This window comes from Bradyrhizobium sp. USDA 4341 (assembly GCF_054063755.1).
Genome location: NZ_JBSSGO010000001.1, coordinates 359143 through 379802, shown reverse-complemented (window position 1 = coordinate 379802; position 20660 = coordinate 359143). Strand labels below are relative to the sequence as shown.

At 59.3% G+C, this 20660-nt stretch carries 16 protein-coding genes and 2 pseudogenes; 10 read left to right on the top strand and 8 right to left on the bottom strand.

Annotation, left to right across the window (positions count from 1 at the left end):
- Positions 1–328 precede the first annotated feature (328 nt).
- Together zigA and ACVIGB_RS01710 are read left to right on the top strand one after the other, a co-directional pair.
- The gene (gene zigA / locus ACVIGB_RS01715) at positions 329–1534 is read left to right on the top strand and encodes a zinc metallochaperone GTPase ZigA (RefSeq protein WP_456717384.1); all 1206 of its coding nucleotides are present in this window, start codon (positions 329–331) and stop codon (positions 1532–1534) included.
- Positions 1477–2535: a hypothetical protein gene (locus ACVIGB_RS01710; RefSeq protein ID WP_456717385.1), complete on the top strand. Its 1059-nt coding sequence runs from the start codon at positions 1477–1479 to the stop codon at positions 2533–2535. The genes zigA and ACVIGB_RS01710 overlap by 58 nt, the downstream gene beginning before the upstream one ends.
- Positions 2536–2631: 96 nt before the next feature.
- On the opposite strand, the gene ACVIGB_RS01705 is transcribed toward ACVIGB_RS01710, so the two are convergent.
- Entirely contained in the window at positions 2632–3522 is an 891-nt protein-coding gene (locus ACVIGB_RS01705) for a metal ABC transporter solute-binding protein, Zn/Mn family (protein WP_456718239.1), read from the bottom strand.
- 358 nt (positions 3523–3880) lie between these two features.
- Between ACVIGB_RS01705 and ACVIGB_RS01700 the strand changes: the two genes are divergently transcribed.
- From ACVIGB_RS01700 to ACVIGB_RS01685, 4 genes are all read left to right on the top strand, one after another.
- A complete protein-coding gene (locus ACVIGB_RS01700; RefSeq protein ID WP_456717386.1) occupies positions 3881–4291 on the top strand; it encodes a DUF2946 family protein in 411 nt (136 codons plus the stop codon).
- A 401-nt stretch (positions 4292–4692) separates the two neighbouring features.
- The gene (gene exbB, locus ACVIGB_RS01695; RefSeq protein ID WP_456717387.1) at positions 4693–5424 is read left to right on the top strand and encodes a tonB-system energizer ExbB; all 732 of its coding nucleotides are present in this window, start codon (positions 4693–4695) and stop codon (positions 5422–5424) included.
- 5 nt (positions 5425–5429) lie between these two features.
- Complete coding sequence (gene exbD / locus ACVIGB_RS01690) at positions 5430–5864, top strand: TonB system transport protein ExbD (protein ID WP_456717388.1); 435 nt, start codon at positions 5430–5432, stop codon at positions 5862–5864.
- Positions 5861–6667 carry an energy transducer TonB gene (locus ACVIGB_RS01685; RefSeq protein ID WP_456717389.1) on the top strand — a complete coding sequence of 269 codons (807 nt, stop codon included), beginning with the start codon at positions 5861–5863 and terminating at the stop codon, positions 6665–6667. The genes exbD and ACVIGB_RS01685 overlap by 4 nt, the downstream gene beginning before the upstream one ends.
- A gap of 15 nt (positions 6668–6682) precedes the next feature.
- Here the strand turns inward: ACVIGB_RS01685 and ACVIGB_RS01680 are convergent, their stop codons facing one another.
- Complete coding sequence (locus ACVIGB_RS01680; RefSeq protein WP_456717390.1) at positions 6683–6907, bottom strand: hypothetical protein; 225 nt, start codon at positions 6905–6907, stop codon at positions 6683–6685.
- Between ACVIGB_RS01680 and ACVIGB_RS01675 the strand changes: the two genes are divergently transcribed.
- The 3 genes and pseudogenes from ACVIGB_RS01675 to ACVIGB_RS01665 form a co-directional block, all read left to right on the top strand.
- Positions 6846–7250, top strand: a complete 405-nt coding sequence (locus ACVIGB_RS01675; RefSeq protein WP_456717391.1) for a DUF2946 family protein — start codon at positions 6846–6848, stop codon at positions 7248–7250. The two genes, ACVIGB_RS01680 and ACVIGB_RS01675, sit on opposite strands and share 62 nt — an antisense overlap.
- A 137-nt stretch (positions 7251–7387) precedes the next feature.
- Positions 7388–10594 carry a TonB-dependent receptor domain-containing protein gene (locus tag ACVIGB_RS01670; RefSeq protein ID WP_456717392.1) on the top strand — a complete coding sequence of 1069 codons (3207 nt, stop codon included), beginning with the start codon at positions 7388–7390 and terminating at the stop codon, positions 10592–10594.
- A gap of 244 nt (positions 10595–10838) precedes the next feature.
- Positions 10839–11226 (top strand): annotated as a pseudogene (locus tag ACVIGB_RS01665) (ISNCY family transposase); the annotation flags it as partial.
- 570 nt (positions 11227–11796) lie between these two features.
- Here ACVIGB_RS01665 and ACVIGB_RS01660 read toward each other — a convergent pair.
- The 3 genes and pseudogenes from ACVIGB_RS01660 to ACVIGB_RS01650 all read right to left on the bottom strand — a co-directional run.
- On the bottom strand, positions 11797–12231 hold the full coding sequence (locus ACVIGB_RS01660) for a hypothetical protein (RefSeq protein ID WP_456717393.1): 435 nt from the start codon (positions 12229–12231) through the stop codon (positions 11797–11799).
- Between the two features lie 1449 nt (positions 12232–13680).
- The gene (locus ACVIGB_RS01655) at positions 13681–14265 is read right to left on the bottom strand and encodes a LabA-like NYN domain-containing protein (RefSeq protein ID WP_456717394.1); all 585 of its coding nucleotides are present in this window, start codon (positions 14263–14265) and stop codon (positions 13681–13683) included.
- Positions 14266–14565: 300 nt separating this feature from the next.
- Positions 14566–14960, bottom strand: a pseudogene (locus ACVIGB_RS01650) (helix-turn-helix domain-containing protein); the annotation flags it as partial.
- Between the two features lie 99 nt (positions 14961–15059).
- Between ACVIGB_RS01650 and ACVIGB_RS01645 the strand changes: the two are divergent.
- A complete protein-coding gene (locus tag ACVIGB_RS01645) occupies positions 15060–15254 on the top strand; it encodes a MarR family transcriptional regulator (RefSeq protein WP_456749108.1) in 195 nt (64 codons plus the stop codon).
- Between the two features lie 41 nt (positions 15255–15295).
- Here the strand turns inward: ACVIGB_RS01645 and ACVIGB_RS01640 are convergent, their stop codons facing one another.
- The 3 genes from ACVIGB_RS01640 to ACVIGB_RS01630 form a co-directional block, all read right to left on the bottom strand.
- Positions 15296–16660 (bottom strand): O-antigen ligase family protein, encoded by a 1365-nt coding sequence (locus ACVIGB_RS01640; RefSeq protein WP_456717395.1) that lies wholly within the window; start codon positions 16658–16660, stop codon positions 15296–15298.
- Positions 16661–17637: 977 nt separating this feature from the next.
- Positions 17638–19206 carry a hypothetical protein gene (locus ACVIGB_RS01635; protein ID WP_456717396.1) on the bottom strand — a complete coding sequence of 523 codons (1569 nt, stop codon included), beginning with the start codon at positions 19204–19206 and terminating at the stop codon, positions 17638–17640.
- Complete coding sequence (locus ACVIGB_RS01630; RefSeq protein ID WP_456717397.1) at positions 19175–20590, bottom strand: MBOAT family O-acyltransferase; 1416 nt, start codon at positions 20588–20590, stop codon at positions 19175–19177. The genes ACVIGB_RS01635 and ACVIGB_RS01630 overlap by 32 nt, the downstream gene beginning before the upstream one ends.
- Positions 20591–20660 lie beyond the last annotated feature (70 nt).

The following is a 20660-nucleotide window of genomic DNA, read 5'->3' as shown; positions in this document are numbered from 1 at the left end:
TTGTACTGTTACGACATTACACCAAGGATCGTTCATGACCAAGTCCCAAACTGGGGAGGAGGCCCTCCTCCCCGCTTCTATTCCGTTCCGAGTCTTCAGCGGCGGAAAGAGGGCCACGGGCCAGATCATTCTCGGGATTGACTTCAGGTCCAAGCGCCGAGAACGAATTTACGACGCAGACATGGTCTGGTCCGGAGAACATACGGTCCTGGACTACACAGAGATCTAGGGTCTGAACGTGGCCCACTTCACGGCCATGACGATATTACAGCGATCGGGCTGCCGCGCTTGACACGCACCCGCCCCCTAAAAAGGCTCTTCGATCTCCATGCAAAAACTCCCCGTCACCGTCTTGTCCGGCTTCCTCGGGGCTGGAAAGACAACTTTGCTGAACCACGTCCTGAACAATCGCCATGGTCTCAAGGTGGCGGTGATCGTCAACGATATGAGCGAGGTGAATATCGACGCCGATCTGGTCCGCGATGGTGGTGCCAACCTGTCCCGGACTGACGAGAGGCTCGTCGAGATGACCAATGGGTGCATTTGCTGCACGCTCCGCGACGATCTCTTGAGGGAAGTACGCACGCTCGCGGAGAGCGGGCGCTTTGACTATCTGCTGATCGAGTCAACAGGCATCTCCGAGCCCCTTCCGGTGGCGGCCACGTTCGACTTTCGCTCGGAAGCCGGCGAGAGCCTTTCCGATGTCGCCCGTCTCGACACCATGGTGACCGTTGTCGACGCAGTGAACCTGCTCAAGGACTATTCGTCGACCGACTTTCTCCAGGATCGCGGCGAGGCGCTGGAGGGCGACAGACGAACGATGGTCGACCTGCTCGTGGAGCAGATCGAGTTTGCTGATGTCGTGGTGCTTAACAAGGTGGACGACGCCACGGAAGCTCAGCGCGAAGCGGCGCGCAAGATTGTCCGCTCGCTCAATCCCGAGGCCGATATCATCGAAGCAAACCACAGCCGCGTCCCGTTCGATCGCGTCCTTGACACCGGCCGCTTCGACTTCGAGAAGGCCCAGCAGCACCCGCTCTGGTACAAGGAACTCTATGGCTTCGCCGAGCACGTCCCCGAAAGCGAAGAATACGGTGTGAAGAACTTCGTCTACCGCGCCGTTCGGCCATTCGATCCGGTAAAGCTCGACCAATTCATCAAGCAGTCTTGGCCGGGTGTCATTCGCGCGAAAGGACATTTCTGGTTGGCGACCCGTCCCCAATGGCTTGGCGAAATCAGTCAGGCTGGCGCAATCGTGCGAACCGAAGCATTGGGCTTCTGGTGGGCGGCCGTTCCCGCCGAGCGCTGGCCCGACGATCCCGTCTGGCGCAAAAACCTGCGGAAGCACTGGAACGAGATCTATGGCGACCGCCGCCAGGAAATCGTATTCATCGGCGTCGGCATGGACGAAGCGGCGATCCGAGCGCGGCTCGATGCCTGCCTCGTGCCGGGCAGACCTGCAATGGATGTTGCCGAATGGGCAAAGCTGCCAGATCCATTTCCAGTATGGCGGCGCGCCGATCAAGCGGCCTGAACGCTAGTCGTGGAGGCGATCCGTTGCGATCTGGATTGCCCTTTCTTTGGCGGTTTGCGCTCGGCGTGACGATCGCCGCGTGGCTGACGGCTGGAGCCCTTGCGGCGGAACAGCCGTCGGAGATACCGGGCTGGCTGAAGAGCCACGTCGGTGACGGCGCGGGGCAGATCGCCGCAGTGGTTTTGCAGAGAGCCCGCGCTCTGCACCAGCAAAAAGTCGCAGCAGGCGTCGTCAAAAATCCCTGCTACTTCGCCATGGATGCGACGCGGCCGAGCGAGGGCGGATTGGGAAAGCGCTTCTACGAGATCTGCGAAGTCGACCGGTCCTTTCGCGCGACGTCCGCGGGGCACGGCAGCGGCCGCAATATCAAGGGCGCGGTGAATTTCGCGAACGGTAAGGAGTGTGCGAAGAATTTTGGCAATGCGCTGGACTCGAATCTGACGACCGGCGGCGCCTATGTGACGGCCGAGACGAAAACCTCCTTCAAGGGTTACTTTCGTAACGCCGCGAAAAAGGCGGCCATCCTGATGCGCTCGTTCGTTCAGTTCGATGGCGAGGGAGAGACCGCCAACGCCAGAGAGCGTGCGATCGGCGGGCATCCAGCCGTTGTCCTGAAGGCCATCCATTATCGAAGCATGGCGCGTAGTCCCTATGCCAATGTGAATGGTTGCGTTCCGGTCGGAACCCTCGTGGACTACGCGAGCGGACGCAGCAATGGCTGCACGAGTTGGTCGCGATCCGACGCCGAGCGAATCATTCCAAAGCTCGAGGAGCCGACAACGGTCTACATCTACCCGGAATCGCAGGACATCAAGGCGGTTGCACATGCCGTTTCGGCACGCCGATCGCTTTCGTCGAGCAGCCCTTATTGGAACGCCTTTTGCCTGAGGCAAATCGGCGCCCCGAAGTTCTGGTCGAAAGAGGTCCTCGAACCGATCCTCGCTCGTTACCGCCGTGCCCCTGAACCGGCCGCGAGTCCGGTGCCGACTTGCAAGCCGTAACCTCTTCGTTCCGTCGTCTCGGGCATTAAACTAGCGCGAGAACATCCAGAGTTGCTCCGTCGCCATGTAGCCGGAGCTCGGTCGACAGGCCGGCCACTAGTTCGCAAGGGCGCTCGCAATAATGCTGATATTGTGCTGGACCATCGCTATGTAGGTAGGAGCCTCGCCCTTCTCATTGGTCAGGCTATCCGAATACAGCGTTCCGCCGATCGCCGCACCGGTCTCGGACGCAATTTGGCGCATTATTCTGGGATCGCTGACGTTCTCCAGAAAGACCGCCGGAATCCTCTCTTTTTTGATCTGCGCGATGATTGTTGCGATATCCCGCGCGCTCGGCTCGGTTTCGGTCGAAACGCCCTCTGGCGCTACGAACGTGACGTCATAGGCTGCGGCGAAATAGCCAAAGGCGTCATGGGTTGAAATCACCTTTCGGCGGCCAGCTGGAATTCGAGCTACCGTCTCGCGAACCTCGTGATCGAGTGCTTCGAGCTTGGCTAGATAAGCCGCAGCCTTGGCTCTGTAGGTCGTGGCGTTGGCAGGATCGGCGGCCACCATGGCGTCGCGGATGTTGCCGACGTAGATTTCGACATTCGGTACGGATTGCCAGGCATGCGGATCCGCCGCCCCATGATCACGACTGAGTATTTCACCGGCGGCAATGTTGCGCGGCACGATGCCGTGGGTTGCGACGACGGTGATCGCGTTGCTGCCTGATGATTTGATGAGTCGTGGTAGCCAACCTTCGAGCCCAAGACCATTGACGATCACAAGTCTGGCATTCCTGATCGCTTCCGCATCAGCCGGCGTCGGCGAATAGACGTGGACATCACCGTTGGGACCGACCAGCGCCGTAACGTCAACATGGCTTCCGCCGACATTCCTGGCGAGATCGCCCAGGATCGAGAAGGTCGCAACCACCTCCAGCTTCGCTGCCTTTTCCTGCGCTGAAGCGGGCGAGATCGCTGAGACAGTCGCAAGGCCAAGCAAGAGCAGCAGCCGAAACCGACAAAAGCAGGACTTCCGCTGGGGCTCGCAGATGCCGCTGGGCGAATAAGGAACCAAGGCGAAATGAAGCGGGCCTGCGCTGACGAGATATTGAAACACTTTTACTTTTGCCTAGCTTCGACTCGGAGATCCTGTGCGTTATGTTATAACGTTGCAGACCCAACAAAAGTCAAGTAGATGTGTCGGGTTGCTTTGGTCGAACGCTCGCAGACAATCGGGATTTGCGACGCTGGAGCAAGGTATGGCTGGAAAACGAACGCCTATCCATTGTTTTGGACAGGCGGATGGAGAGGTTGGTGCTGTTGGCGCGGCTCAAGGGGTCTAACGAGAGGGGCGCAGCTTGCTGCCGACCTGCTTAAAGTTGTGGCGTATCCTCACGCGGCGATGCGGGACCTGCCTTGCGCTGCTTGCCGTGACGCTGCAGCTCGGGATGTCGTTCGGACATATCCATGCCCGAGACTTCACCGGCCAGGGCATCTACCACTCGACAGCAGATGCAGCCCGCGCGTGGCACGGTCCCATGAAGCGGCAATCTGCGGCAGGCCTTCCGGCAAAGCTGGCGGACGACGACGCGGACTGTCCGATCTGCTTCTCGGGCTTTCTGCTCGCGACTTCCTTCATCCCCGATGTCGCGCAGCCGTCGCCATCAGTTGACTTCAAGCATGCTGGACACTCCTTCCGGCTTACCTTCGATAGCGTCCTGAAAACTTATCGTGCGCCATTTCAATCGCGCGCACCACCGGTCGGCTGACAGCCAATCGAGGGGTGCAGCATGCGCCTGTGGCCACTTTGAGCTTCGGGTCGGCATTCCCACTGAACGGGAGCTGGTGGCCGCGCTGCGCGCCGCATCGATCCCCATAACGACGGGGCGGAAGCGACGCAGTCGGCTCACGTCATGCTGCCGCGCCGGCTCTGCCCCGCAATCACGCCTGATTTGCCGTCCGCTTCATCGCGGACGCTTACGCCCCGAATTCCTGACCGGTGAACGACGCCATGATGAAACACGCATGCTCCTGCACCTGCGCAGTGCACCTGGCAGAGGCCGTGAGGACTATGCACGACGACATATCATCGATAGGCGGGCGCAACGTGTGGTCCGTGAAACCCTGGCGCGGAACGAGACTGGGGAGCGCGATCGTCTGCTCGACAGCGATGCTCACAGGGCCCGCGCTTGCTCAAGTTCCGAACCCTCTGCTGCCGCACAACCTGTCGCCATGGGGCATGTTCCTCAATGCCGACATCGTGGTGAAGGCTGTCATGGTTGGGCTTGCCTTTGCGTCGCTTGTGACCTGGACGGTCTGGCTCTCCAAGACCGTCGAGCTCAGCATCGCGACACGGCTTGCGCGACGGCGAATACGGATGCTCGAGGCGGACGGTAGTCTCCAGGACGCGGTGCGCGCCTGCCGTGATGATCGAGACGCGATTGCGCAACTGGTCTCTTCCGCCGCGCGCGAGGCGGAGCTATCCGAAGGCCCCATCGACGACGGTTTCAAAGAGCGCGTCGCCCTGCGGCTGGAGCGCGTGGAAGCGGCGATGACGCGGCAGGTCTCGCGCGGGGTCGGCATCCTTGCGACGATCGGCGCCACGGCACCGTTCGTCGGCCTGTTCGGCACGGTGTGGGGCATCATGAACTCCTTCATCGGGATTTCCGAGTCCCACACCACCAATCTCGCGGTGGTGGCTCCCGGCATCGCCGAAGCGCTGCTTGCCACGGCGTTTGGACTTGTCGCTGCCATTCCGGCGGTCGTCATCTATAACCATCTCGCGCGTGTTATTGCTGGCTATCGCACGCTGCTTGGCGACGCCTCGGCGCAGTTGTTGCTCCTGATCAGCCGCAGCCAGAGCAGCCGCACCGCGATCCTGCCGCGCGCGGCGGCGGAGTGAGTGACATGGCGTTTCGTCTCGGCACGCGATCAGGCGATGACGGTTTAGAGGTCCTGCATGAGATCAACGTCACGCCGTTCATCGACGTCATACTGGTGCTGCTCATCATCTTCATGGTGGCAGCTCCGCTTGCCACCGTCGACATCGGTGTCAACCTGCCCGCCTCGACTGCACCCGAGCAGCCGCGGCCTGACAAGCCGGTGTTCATCACCATCAAGCCGGACCTCGCGATCGCGCTCGGCGAAAGCATCATTTCGCGCGAGGCGCTACCGGCCGCGCTGGATACGGCTACCAACGATCACCGGGACGAGACAATTTTCATCCGAGCCGACAAGTCGGTGAGCTATGGCGACCTGATGAGTGTGATGAACATCCTGCGTGACGCCGGATATCTCAAGCTCGCCCTGGTCGGGCTCGAAACGCCGGCAACCAAGCAATGAATTCGCTCGCCCTGTATCTTCCGGAGAGGCGCGGTTTGTCCCGCTGGACGCTGGCCGGCGTGACGATCCTCGCCGCGCATGTAGCTATCGTTGCCTCGCTCGTGGAGTGGGATGCCCGCGAGCCGGTCGAGCCCAACATCATTCCCGCCATCACCGTGACACTCGCGCCGGTCGAAGCCAGTTCGCCCGAGATTCAAAATCAGGACATCGCGGTTGGCCCAACCATGCAACAGGCGGAGGCCGTGCCGACAGAGGATCGCAAAGTCGAGGAGAAGCCGGTCGAGCAGGTCGAGCAGCCTCCACCGCAGCCGCAGGCGGAGGTCACGCTGCCACGGGAGGAGGAGAAGGTCGAGAAGCCGGAGGCTCAACTCATGACCCCCGCGCCGGAGACCCGCGCTGTTCCCAAGAACGAGCGCGTCGCCGAGTTCAGCGTGGCCAGCTCGAACGCCTACAATGCGCTGATCTTCGGGCATCTGCAGCGCTATAAGCGCTATCCGCTGGCCGCGCACGGAGCATCGGGCACGGTGATGGTGCGCTTCGAGTTGAACCGCGCCGGTGAGGTGGTCGCCAGCAAGGTGACAAAATCCTCGGGTAACAGCGTACTGGATCAGGAGGCGCTCGACATCCTCCACCGCGCCAGCCCATTCCCGGCCTTTCCCGCGGCCAAGCCCGGCACGCAGGACAGCTTCATCGCGCCCGTCAATTTCGGGCACGAGCTTTTTGGCTCGCAGGCGAGAGGCCTGTCCGCTAGAGCGAATGCGCGAGGCGCGCCAATCTCACAAGGCACATGGGGCGTCGACTGAAAGTGTCCGCATTGACTAGCGTTGCGAAAATTCCACGTTGCGAAAATCCCACAGAGTGCCTGATTCTGAGGACGCTTTGGCTGACCGCTGTTGACAGCGTTCAATCAAGTTCGCGAAACTCTCGTCGACGTCGATTAGGTCTGATTGTTCGACCTTTCGACGAAAGGCGCGTTTCAGCATGAAGTGGTTCCGATCCAACACAAGGCGGATGTCTTGGCTGGCGTTTTTGGCGCTGGGCATCCAGCTTGCGTTGTCGTTCGGCCATTTCCACGGCGTTGGCTCTGCTGCGAACGCCGCTCCTGAATTGAGCTTGGCCGCATCTGAGCTTTCCTTCGCCGCTCAGGCCGCCAGCAGTCAGCATGAGCCGCAACCTGCCTCCAATCACAACTCGGGCGAGCACTCGGGTGACATTTGCGCCATCTGCGCGGTGATGGCGATGGCTAACACGGCGCTGTTCGCGACGCCGCCATCGTTGCCGCTCCCGCAGATTGTTGCATTCTCGGCTCTGACCACGGAGAGCAATTTCGCTCGCGTGGCATCTGCCTGGCGTGCGTTTCAGTCACGCGCACCTCCGATTTCCTGACATCCATTTAGTATCGCGAGGATCGCACCGCGCGATCTCCCGAATGAAATCAATTCAGTCCGTCGCAGCCCGACGGCAGGCGCTTGCGAATTCGCCCGCAGCGCCGTCCCCGCTCGCGCGTTCCAGGAATCGGAATAATGTCAGTGTTCTTCAAACGAATGTTAGCAACGAGCGGAGTGGCCTCGCTCATGATCTGCAGCCTCGGCGGCACGGCTCGCGCGCAGACCTCACCTCCTGAGGAAAATACACCCAAGGTGCTTCCCGAAACCAAGGTGGAAGCGCCGAAGCAGCCGGCCAAGCCCAAGCAGAAGCCGCGCGTGGTAAGGCGTGAGCCCGCACCGGCGCAGCCCGCGCCGGTGCAGCCGGCGCCTACCCCAGAGCAGGTCCAGGCAGCGGCCAATCGTCAGGTCGTCCAGCAGACCCAGAACTTCGACCAGCGGCGCGACAATGTCATTCTGCCCAAGGCTGGCGCGACGACCTATGAACTCACTCAGAGGGACATCGAGAATATCCCGCAGGGAAATGCCGTCCAGCTCAGCGACCTCGCGCTGCAATTTCCGGGCGTCTCGCAGGACTCGACGAGCTCGGGCGATTTTCACATCCGTAACGAGCACGCCAACGTTCAGTACCGGATCAACGGAATTCTTCTGCCCGACGGCGTGTCCGGCTTTTCGCAGATACTCGAAACCTCATTTATCGGCAACATACAGCTGCTCACCGGCGCGCTGCCGGCGCAGTACGGCCTGCATACGGCTGGCGTCTTCGACATCACGTCCAAGACCGGCGCGGCGCTGTCCGGCGGCAGCGTCAGCCTCTACGGCGGCAGCCGTCAGACCATCACGCCCAGCTTCGAATATGGAGGAGTCGAGGGAAAGACCGATTATTACGTCACCGGCCGCTATCTCAGCACCGGCCTCGGCCTTGAAAATCCCATAGCTTCCCTCAACGCCATTCACGATCACTCTGAACAGGGCAGGTTCTTCGCCTACACGTCCACGGTCCTCGATCCAACGACGCGGGTGGTCACTCTTACGGGGTTCGGCGAGACCCGTTACCAGATTCCCAATAACCCCGGGCAGCCGGGCAACGCGGGAGGTTTCTGCGGTGGTCCTTTCGACCCCGCGAACCCCTGCCTCAACCCTGACGGTACCCCCAACCCGACTGCTCCCGCCTATACGGCCTTTGGCAAAGGCGCTTTCGATTCAGCCACCCTCAACCAGAACCAGTACGAAAAGAACGCCTACAATGTTATCGCGTGGCAGAAATCCGAAGGCAATTTCGATGCGCAGCTGTCGTACTATTCACGCTACAGCGATCTGCACTTCGTGCCCGACCCGGTGGGCGATCTCTTCATCAACAACGTTGCGTCCGATGTCTTCCGCAGCTCATTCCTCAATGGCGTCTCGGGCGATTTCTCCTACCGCTTGAACGACGCGCACACCTTACGGGCCGGCTTCTACACCCAAGGCGAACAGACCCGAATCGCAACAACAAGCACGGTGCAGCCGCTCGATCCGAACGATCCGAACGGCATGACTGCGATCGACGCGCCGTTCAACATTCTCGACAGCAGCAAGTTATTTGGCTGGCAGCTGGGAGCCTACGCCCAGGACGAGTGGCGGCTGACGGACAAACTCACACTCAATTACGGCCTGCGGTTCGATCAGATCTACCAATACGTCGACGCCAACCAGTTCAGTCCGCGCGCGAGCCTAACCTATAAGCCATGGTGGTCGACCGTGCTACACATCGGCTACATGCGGACTTTCGAACCGGCACCGCAGGTGCTCGGTCGGACAATTCCAACCCAGATCTTCAACGGGACCACCGCAGGTACCCCGACCGTCACTCCCGATCAGGCCGCCGTACTGGCTGGCCAGGTGGCTGGCCAGCCTCTCCAGAATGTCGGTGCGATCCAACCCGAGCGGGCGGATGTGTATGACGCCGGCTTCAGGCAGCAACTGCTGCCGCAATGTCCGACCGGGCCGGTCGGAATGCCTACCAAGGCTCCGACCGCGGTCGCAAACTGTCCGAGCCTCGAGCTCGCCGGCAGCATCTATTACAAAAACGCCAGGGACTTGCTCGACGATGGGCAGTTCGGCCAAGCTTACGCTCTTACGGCGTTCAACTACGACAAGGCCTACAATTATGGTGCGGAGCTGTCGCTCAGGTTTAGATACGGTGGCTTCTCCGCCGACACCAGCTGGGCCTACGGGGTTCAGCGCGCGAAGAAGGTCGTGTCAAACCAGACTTTGTTTGGCCCGGACGATCTGGTCTACATCCAGAACAATTGGATCCACACCGACCACGAACAACTCTATACGGGTTCGGGGAGGATCGCATACCGATGGTTCGATACCCATAGCTGGTTGGACGGGACCACCGTGAGCGCAACCTTCATCTACGGCAGCGGCTTGCGTACTGATCTTCAGAATCCAGACGGCACCGTTGTTCCGAACGGTGATCACCTCCCATCCTATTGGCAGGTCAACACCGGCGTCTCGCACGAGTTTGATCATGGCTGGAACGGATTGCCCGTTACGGTCCGGTTCGATGTGGTCAACGTCGCCGACTACATCTACCAGATCCGCAACGGCAGCGGCATCGGCGTGTTCGCACCGCAATACGGACCGCGGCGCGGATACTATTTTGGCATATCCCAGAAGCTTGGGGCTCCCGAGAAAACTACCGGCGTCCTGCCCGGCTTCTACACCAAGGCCCCAGCCGCGGCCCCGATCGCCTACTATTGGAACGGCGCCTATGTCGGCGCCAATTTCGGCGGCGCGTTCAGCGCCGGCGAGCACGTGCTCACGCCGATTGGCTGGGGCGCGACCAATCCGAGCGGCGCGCTCGGCGGTCTGCAGTTCGGTTACAACTACCTGCTTGCACCGAACTGGCTGGTCGGCATCGAAGGAGAACTCGGCTGGACGTCGGCGCAGGGCAAGACCAATTTCGTTGATCCCGCCGGGACCGCGTCGCTCTCGATTGCCAGCGACCACAACTGGTATGACACTTTGAGCGGCAGGGTCGGCTATGTCACGGGGCCGCTGATGCTCTACGCCAAGGGCGGCGCGGCGTGGATGAACGCCGACTACCGTATGGAGGTGAACAGCGGGCTCGACGGTTCGACCGTGGCCAACACGACCAGGTCCGGATGGATCGCCGGCGGCGGCCTGGAATACATGTTGGGGTCTCACTGGTCGGCGAAGCTCGAATATGATCACCTTGCTTTCGGCAGCAAAACCCTGACGTTCGCGAACCCGTTCGGCAACAGCGTAACCGTGGAATCCGGGGTCAACCAAGTTAAAGCGGGCGTGAACTATCATCTTGAGGGATTACTATGATTTTGACGCGGACCAGACCGGAGCCAAGGCGGGAACGATGCCAGTCGTCCGAGTTTCCGAGACGACCTACGCTCGGCTGAAGAGGTACGCCACGCCCTTTGAGGATACGCCCGACGCGGTTATCGGCAGGGCGCTCACAGCTCTTGATGGGATTTCCGGCCGGCCTGAGCGGGTGCTCTCGGCAGATCCGGTGAAGGGCACGGCCGGTCCCGAGTTGCCGCACCGGGAGTTCCGCGTTCCGCTCCTTGTTGCGCTACTGGACCTTGGCGGCGTCGCTCCTGCGAAATCAGTTCGAGAACGCATGGAGCCGTTGTTGGCTGCGCGGCAAGGCGGTCTTTCTGCGAACGGGGACGAGGCGACAAGCCGAACTGGTCTCTCTATTGTCGGTTGCTGTGAATCTCCGCCAATTCGTCCCGACCCGCTCATCCGGGCCACGCCAAATTTGCGAAAATGGTTTGAAGCCGAGCCCTAGGCCCTGGCGGACTGGCAGCGAACTGCTCTCCCGGTTGCAGGTGGAATATCCTGGAGCCTATCCGAACAAGCTTCTTCGAACGCTCGAGCAAGCGAATGCGTTGCTGTTCGTTCCTACGGAGAAAACGCCGCCGGGGCATGAAGTCACGACAACCCAATGATGTGCCAGGTGCCAGAGGAGGAGGCCGGGCGCTCCGAAACCCCGGCCATCTCCGCACCCGGCCTCCTCCTCAACCCAAGCCGGGAGCAAGATTAACGAGGCAACCGATCACACTCGAGAGCATCGATATATGAGGCAATACGCGCTTTCATCCTGATTGATTGTCGCGCTATAGTACATAAGATCATGGATCCGGCCTGTGTCCCCTGCGATATCCCCGCCGGTCGCTAACTTTCCTATTCTGCCATCGAAGTTCAAATCCCTGTCGACGACGATGTGGCTGTCACTCTGTGCGGCTCGCGCGAGTCCGAGCCGCAATCGGACAGCTTATATTAGTCGGAACTGTCGCCATCGGAATCGCTGCGAACCGTAGCGGTGGCCGGAAGGGACGCGCGACCCTGACGAGAGCCTTGGCCTTTCTGCTGCGCCAGCCGCGATCCGCGCGGATGCCAGCGTAAAGAGCGGGTAAGGCGTCACGCCGATCGCCATCCACGCAGTGACGGCTAAAATACCCTCTCATTCGAGCAAAACGGCCCCTGTACGACGAGTTGGGGGCTTTTGCTATTACGACTCATTTCTCGATAAACAGATCACCCGACCTAAAAAGCTGCCACCGCTCGTCGTGTCGTTCGCGAAGCGCAACAAGCGAAACGTTTTCTTGAGAATCCTTGACCCGTACGATGGTGAGTAGCAACGGGGTAGGTTTACCCTGCTTGGCAAACTGCTCGCCTACCCAAAGCAACGCTTGATCCAGTAGTTTTTGTGTCGCTTTGTCGTCCAAAAGAATACTTTTGTCGACCTCTTCAAATTTAATCCAGATCGCGAAGATACTTCTGCGATGATAACCACGCGGTATATAGGGGTCTGGGTCGCCATCGTACCATGTAGTAAAGCCACTCACAATCCGCGAGTAGTATTCATTGTTTCCGGCAGCGGACGGCACTTTGTCAATTGGACTACATGAAAAGACCCCGACGAGTACCATAGCGAATGCAATCGCGCGCATCGTACCTAATCCTTAAGAGGTCGCCTCCCAGTAGGCCAATCGTGTCCGTCAACCCACCACGGCTCGCTCAGTCCATTGCGAACCGCAATGAATCCCATGTTACTGCCGCGAGAATTAACTCGTATTACGGTGAGCGACGGTCTCGTTACGCCTTGCATTACTAACTGCTCATCAACCCAAAGCGATACTTGATTGAGCAGCCTGAGCGTGGCTCTTTTATCCGACAAAATACTTCGATCGATCTTCACCGAGATCGATACGTGCTTGCTATTCTTATTCCAACCCATATAGCGGTCTGGTAGCTCTCCCACACTGATACTGATGCCGTTCACAATCTGCGAGTAGTAGCTGTCCTTCTCGACAATGTACGGCACCTCAGCCATTGCAAAACATGAATGGAGCCCGACTATCAGAATGGCGACAACTATTGCGCGCATAATTTTTCTCTGTTCAGAAATAGCCCTTTATACCCTTCAGACGCGAGATACGCTTGGTTTTTCTGCGTCTTTGTGTGGAGCGGAGGCTTCGCGCGGTCAGTCAAACCACTGGATCTAACCCCACAATTTCGGTGCTCGGTCGCCGTCATGCCGGGCGCTCTCCCGCGCAGCGCGACCATGCTATTTTAGAGATTCATCAATGCCGAGACGGCGAGGTCCAGGGCGAGATAGAGTAGCAACGAGATCAGCAGCGCTTCGTTCTCCTGCTAAGTTACATTATCGATCTCTAGTTGATAGATTGAAGTCAGTCGCCTACCGTTCGCCTAACCGCCACGCCGACACCAAGTACAGTAATCCAGTCGCTACATTCGTTAATCCGCGCCGTGAGAGAAAACGCGAGTGCCAGGAGGCCATGTCCGTTGGTTTCCGATCGGACTAGCTCCAATTTCCCAGCCCGCGCCTCCCCATAGGACATCAACCACACCCACGTCGCCCATCCCGTCACGAACCAAAAATAAATTGGGAATAGAGTTGGTCTGCAGCGCCCCGCTTTCTCCGTTAGGCTGCAGCCTTAAGAGGCACCACACATTCGCGAGCGTGGTCACATCGCGAGCGCCTAATTCTCTGCTGATGTCGACCGCACTGGACGGGCTTATCAAGGTATACGGTTGCAGAGATGGCTCGCCCTCGGTTTCGACCTTGATTGCGTACCGGCGCACAAAAGTCGCGCCAAGCCACGAGATCCTGACTTGGGCCGTTGGCGCGATGTTTTCCTTATAGTGTTCCTGCGCGACGAATGCTTCGGTTTTAAACAGGTCACGAGCCCCCCGTTTCAGCGAGCATTCGATCCTCACACCTGGAACAACCGGCGACGATCGACCGTCATCGGCCCTGCTCTCCTCCGCGGTCGCACTGACCACCCAGATTAGCAAAAAGCGGACGAGATACGAGGAGAGTCCTAAGCGGCGCATTGTTGGGCCGCCATCAACCTGCACGAAATCACCGCCATAGCTTATTCCGCGATGACCGAATCGCGGTACCTGATAGCATCTGACGTGAAGCTTAACCGTTGGGACGGATCGCGCTCCACCTTCGACTTCAACTGCGCTAGGTCAATAAATTCGTCGGCCTGCCGCCGGAGTTCGTCGGCGACCAGGGCCGGCTGGGTAGCAATGGTGGAAATCACGGTCACGCGGACGCCACGACGCTGCACAGCCTCGATCAAGCAACGGAAGTCGCCGTCGCCGGAGAACAGGATGATCTGGTCGACGTGCCGAGCAAGCTGCATGACATCGACGGCGAGCTCGATGTCAATATTGCCCTTCACCTTGCGGCGACCGCAGGAGTCGACGAATTCTTTGGTCGGCTTGGTGACGACCACGTAGCCGTTATAATCGAGCCAATCGAGGAGCGGCCGGACCGCCGAATATTCCTGATCCTCGACAATCGGCGTGTAATAGAACGCCCGCAGCAGCGTGCCACGGCGCTGAAACTCCCCAAGCAGGCGGCTGTAGTCGATGTCGAAGCCGAGCGCCTTCGCGGTTGCGCGGAGGTTGAGGCCATCGATAAAGAGCGCGATCTTGCCGAAGGGTGACATGCCTCAATTCGCGCTCTTCATCTGTCGTCTCCGCTGCTTCCCGGCAGCGTCATTGCTGCTTGCCGCGATTCGCGGGATTTATATCTAGGTTCCGTAGACTGCGCTCCAACAAACAAAGTACGGAACGAACGAACAATCTTCTTTCTCGACTGAGTGTGTCATCTCGGCTTCGCTCCGTTTCCCGAGATCGCTTCTGGCAATGATCATTCGGGCCGCTGCGGGGTTCTATTGGAATGCGCGCGCCCGTCAGCAAAACACGCCATTGCCAATCGCAAAGCGCAGCTTTGCTTGAACAAATTCGACGGTCTCGCGCGACTTGCTCTTGTGTTCGGTGAGCTTGACCATCGCACCCGCCAGCAGCTTGAGCGTCCAGCGGGCACGGCGCCCTTTGGCGGACTGGCGCAGGCTGTCGCCACAAGCAGGGCTTCTTCCTTGCCCGTGAGTTTGCGTTCCGCCCCGGACGCGGCTCTTCGCTCAGCGCCCGCTCCAGATTTCCTTCCGCGAAGCGTCGCTTGGTCCGGTACACGGTCGAGCCGCTCACAACGACGCTCCTTGCGATCTCCTCTTCGCTGGTCCCGACATCGGCGGCCAGCAAAATGGGCGCTCGCTTGAGCTTGCGGGACGCATGCTTGCCGCCACTGAGCAGGCGCCTTGAGTTCGCTGCGCTCGATTTGGCTGAGTTCGACCCGATACATTCATGGCGTGCCTCCCCGCTCGAGGCACGCACCAACAACTGAATCGGATGGCCGGCGTGAGTCCTTCGACAAAACCCTTCACACCCACGCAGGGCTTTTATCCACCTCCATACCCGGCTGCACTGCAGGCCCCCGGCCGAAACCGACATCCAGGAGTATTTCCGGGTCAGCCCGCCTTCGGTTCACCAGATGGTGCTGACGCTGGAACGCGCCGGCCTTATCAGACGGCAGCCAAGGACGCCTCGCAGCATCGAGGTCCTCGTTGATCCAAAAAGCCTGCCGGAGCTAATCTGACCGCCCCAGATCCAACCTGTCAAAATCACTGTGCAGAGCCACTAGGTATTCGCTCGGCTTAGCGTTTCGTTTCGCTGCAGTTGGCCGCCAACCATCGCCGCAGCAAAGACGTAGAGCCATCCCTGGTAGAAATCGAACAGATGCGAGTTGAGCAACGAACTCGCAAGGTTCTGCACGACCGCGAGCAGGCCTATCCAAGCGAGTAGATTGCCCGGCCGCCCGCCAAGTCCTGCCCGAAACAACAGAAGGTGTGCAGCCCACATGGCGTAGAGGACAAGACATCCGAGGAGGCCCCACTGGATCGCGACCGCAAGTGTCTGATTGTGCGGATTGTCGACCACTTTCGCCCTAATGCCGGTCTGCCCAGCGGCTTCCGTGGCAAACAAGTCTTTGGTCGAACCGGTGCCGTGGCCGAGAATGGGTGCCGAGCGAATGAAGTCGATCGACTTGCGCCAAAATTCTAGGCGCTCCGCGCCGCCAGTTTCGTATCCGTCTACGAACATGGTGTTGGTCTGAAATGCGTCGACCTCTCCCAAAAGACGAGCCATCTTGAACTGTAGATTTGGGGACACTCCCCATACGCCGACGGCGACCGCGCAAATTGCAGCGCAGATGGCGACGGACGACCATCCCCGCGCATAGCGGATAAGGACGAGTGCCAGCATCACCGGCAGATAAATGAATGCGGTTCGCGCGATGTTGACAAAAGCCAAGTTGGCGAGGAATGCGGCAGATACAGCGATAAACAGGACCGATCGTAGCACGTGCTGGAGCCGAACGGATTCCACGGCGAGCGCCACAAAGATGACGGCAATGAGTACGAAAGCTTGGCTCTGATCCAGATAGTTCTTCAACGGCACGCCTGGAGCCTTGGCGCCGACAATGGCGTAGACTTCCGGCGAGAAGAACACCAGGAATGAGAGGACAAGCAGCAGAAGGTTAGACGCGACATAGGCCCCGAATACGAGTTTTGCGCGCGACGTGTTCCGAAAATGCACAAAGAGCGGCAAGAAGCAGATGAACTTCGATACCTTTCCGAATGCATGCAGCCGGTCCGACCACGGAATGCCGTGGGCCCATGTTGTTCCAATCGCCGCTAATCCGAGGAGCACGAGCGGAAGGGCGCAGGCCGGCCGCTTCAGCTCGCCGATCATTTCCTCCAGACAATACGTGGATACGACCATCAGAACAATGACGGCTGCTAGAATCGTCGTTGCAGTGGTCGACCACGGAAATGCGAGCGCGAGAAGCACAATAAGAAGATCAATCACTGTGATCCGATTTTCACTCGCACGCGGCTCATTCTGCAAACGCTTGATGAAACGGACCGAGCTGGCCCACTTACTCCGGCGGTCGGAGAGAACGTTTCTCTGAGAAGACGTATGACAGACGGCTTGGGCTGCCATTGGTGCCATCCTCTTGATCTCCATCGGTCCGCCTTGCGAGACGCTGCTGTTTGAAACTTGAGAGAAGCTGTCGGGATTGAGGTCACAAGCGCCTTAGGGGAGCATGTCCAGACAAACGGCGGAGAGATCGGGCCAGTAGACGGCAGTGGCAAGAGAAAGGACGAGGCCGGCCCCACTGAACAACAGGACAAGCGCTAGCGATTCAGTCTCGGTATCCGTCCTTGTTGGTTTCAATCCGCCCTCACGAGATTAGGCAAACCGGCTATCTTGAATGTTCGGCCTGATCTGCCCCAGAAGGCGAGATTGACAAATAGGACGCTGACAACCGACGGCGATACAGGGGCATGAGCGAGGGCAGGCTTACCGATGACCTTTCTCGCTGACGTCTGAATTGACGTCGCTGTTCCAGGACGCGCTTCAACCATGCGCCGAGATCGGCTGAACGCCGGAAGCGCGCTTTCCACCGAATCTGGGCAAAATCCTCGGAATTGCATACCGTGATGCTCGGGCATGATATTGACCCTGAAATGGTGCCGGACGAAAATATCTCACTGGAAACGCGTAGGTGGGCAGTCGCTTCGGCGTGTTTCTTGCAGATTGGAGAAACGGTTTGATGAGGTCGGATCTCGCTTCTCTTGGGCCTCGATCGACAGCTTTGCCAGAAATGCGCAGGAGCTACATAGCAACGCAGCGAATTTTCCGCTTGTCCCATTTGGGATATCATTCGGCTTCTGCTCGGCAGTTCTCGTCGCGTTCACGGCCGCATCCAGCCGCCACCGGTCGCCCCGCGGACGGCGATCCGCATCGATCTTCTCAGGCAAGGCGTGAAGACCCAGCTTTGGCGCAGTGGCGCATGGGAATGCGGTGCACTCCATCGAGGATGGCGCGCCTGGATCTGATTGAGACTCAGGGGCGGGCTCCGACGGCCCGGTCGCGCCGACCGACCCGCCCTATCATGAGATAATTCCGAACTCTGTTCAATCGCTGACTAGCGATTCTTGGCCGACCAACGCAGCTCCTTCTAGAAGGAAGGTCAGAACACGATGATCATCTGATCCACCGAAATCCCTCGGGCGCATCAGGGGCCGTTGCTCGCCCTTCAGCCGGATGAGCAGGACCGGGGCGTTGGCAACCGCCTCTGGGATCTCCACATCATAATCCCGGCGGCTCATATCGATCGAGATTCGCCCGGCGGGAATATCGTTCACCACGACGGCGATGTCACGCGGCTCAAAGGCCGAAATCAATCGCAGCCTGAGTACCTTGGGCATTCCGGTGGGCCGCAGGCGTAGGGCCGCTTCGTTGTTTCGGGCCCAGCGGCCACCCGGTTCTTCAGCCCACCACCCAGCTGTAAAGTCAATTTTGGTTGTGCCGGACCCGGCTGATGCGAAGGTACCGAGATTCAAAACGTCAACCGTCGGGTCCATTGCCTCGGCGCGCTGGAGCTCAAGTCGATAGATCTCCTCGCTCATGAGGTCGATGAGACCTCGCGGGTGACCGCCGGGCTCCGGCGCCAGGCCGGCTTCCCGCAGGCGCTCTATGAGCCGGAGCGTGACAATCGAGCGCCCCTCCTTGATAACGTGGTAAAAGGAATTGTCGACGAGTTTCATCGGCATCCAAAAGTCGTCGGGCTCACCTACCACTTCAACGCCCGCCGCGGAGGCGAGGGCGCGCACTTGGCCAGCCGCTTTACTTACACGGCTGCGCTCGAGGTAGCAGTCCGCGCCGACGACCGTAGGCCATGTGATGATAACCCTGATGCCTTTCTCTTTGGCTGCGCGTAGATTGTCGAATGCCGCTTCAACCCGGCGCGCTGCACCACCCTCTCGACGTCCGATTGTACTTCTGAAACACCCCGCTTCGAGTGCCTTTTCGTTGATGCCGCTGCTACTGCCTTGCGCCCAGCCACCCGTACCGCCGGAATAGAGCAATGCTTCTTCGAGCCTGAGTGAGAAGGAGTGAAGCGCCTCAGGCGCGGAAATACCCGGCGAGGGATGCCGCAGCTTCTTAATGTTACGCCAGACCGCGCGCGCGACAATCGGAAACGGTGTGGTGAGTACCCGACGCACGCGCTCTGCGCGGGTTTGTGTCCAGAAATATTCTGTGATCAGCTCGAGCGAAAGTCGCGCGTAACTCGAGTCGCCATCTGGATCGAAGTAACCTTGCCACTCGATCGGCATGATCACGATGTCACCAGGACCGGCGAACTCAAGGATGCGCCTCGTCCGATCGACAAGGGAATAGCCGGCATTGTCGGCCACGTTGATGGCCGTGAGATTGAATGCCTTCGCAAGCTGGTCGGCGTCGATCCCATGATGGGCGTTGGATCCCGAGTCGACAATGATGCGTGGCGCCGTCGTGCACTCAAGCAGCAGCCACTTGAATGTGCTCGGAATGTTATTTTTTGGAACTGTCAGAAGCACCGCGCCCACGTAGATGCAGGTCGCAAGAGCAAAGCCGATCAGCACGCACCCGAGAAAAGCAGCGGCCTTGCCGGACTCGGCATTCCGGGCTCTAGAAGTTGAAGTAGAGAAAGGGGGATTCATGCATGCTCGCCTTGGAGACGACGATAACCAGAATTAATGAGCCAAAGGCAACGCCCGCTAAACGTCGGTCGACACGCTCCGCCTCAATGCTCTCACTCAGCTCGCGCGTATTCGGGCAAAACAACGCGAGCAGCGCGGCCAGCCCAAGAATCGACAGAGTATCGATCTGGAGGGTCGCCTCACCCTTTCCGCCGCCGACAAACATGACCTTTAATAAACCGAGCGCACCTTCGGTCGTGCTAGCCCGGAAGAAAACCCAGCCGACGACTGCGGCCACGAAGGTGGCTGCCCAAGCGCCGGCTCGGAACAGGATGCTGTCCGGCGGCCTGAAGCATTCGCGACACCAATGGTTGATCAGCAGCAGAGTGCCGTGCCAAGCGCCCCAGATGATGAACGTCCATGCTGCCCCGTGCCAGAAGCCGCCGATCACCATGGTGAGGAAAGAATTGAGGTAGTGCCGATATTTTCCGCGACGATTACCTCCGAGCGGAATGTACAAGTAGTCCCTCAAAAACTGGGACAACGTCATGTGCCATCGGCGCCAGAACTCGATAATCGAAACGGACTTGTAAGGCGAATTGAAGTTCCAGGGGAATCGGATGCCGAACATGCGGGCGAGACCAACCGCCATGTCGCTATACCCCGAAAAATCGAAGTACAGCTGGAAAGTATAGGCAAGCGCCCCAAGCCAGCCCGCTGATGTACTCAAGAGCTCTCCTCGATCGGCGGAGGCGAACACCTCGTCTGCGACCGGCCCAAGATGATCGGCGAATATCGACTTCTTCGCCAAACCAATCAGGAAAACGAGGCCTCCGAACACGACGTCGCTCAGCCGCGTCGAGGTTCCTTGGCTCGACTGAAACTGCGGTATCATCGCCGAGTGGTGGACGATGGGACCTGCCAGCAGATGTGGGAAGAAGGTGGCGAAGAGAGCATACTCGACGAAGCCATGCTGACCGCGCTTGCCCTTCAGCGCATCTACCAAATAGGCGATTTGAACGAAGGTGAAAAAGGAGATTCCGAGCGGCAACGTCAAGCGCAGAAAGCCCACCGCCGTGCCAAGCGCAACATTGGCGTTGGCTATGAAGAAATCCGCGTACTTGAATAGCCCGAGAAGCGCCAGGTTGGCTACGATCCCAAACGCGGTCAGCGGTCGGGCGTAGCTCGGCGCGTCGACAATCAACAACCCAAGCCCATAGTTGCATGCAACGGATCCCAGCAGAACCGGAATGAGGTCTACGCGCCACCAACCGTAAAAGAAGACCGACGCCAGGAGCAGAAAGACAAAAGATATCTGCCGAAGGCCGAGGGCTTGCAGAACGACGTAGCCGAGCAGTGCAGCAGGGAGAAAATACGCAATAAAATCGATGGAGTTAAACAGCACGTTGGCGCCCCTGCTGAGAAGTAACCGCTCCAGCAGTACTAGGGGCGGTCTCAAGTTGGCACTCAGTAGC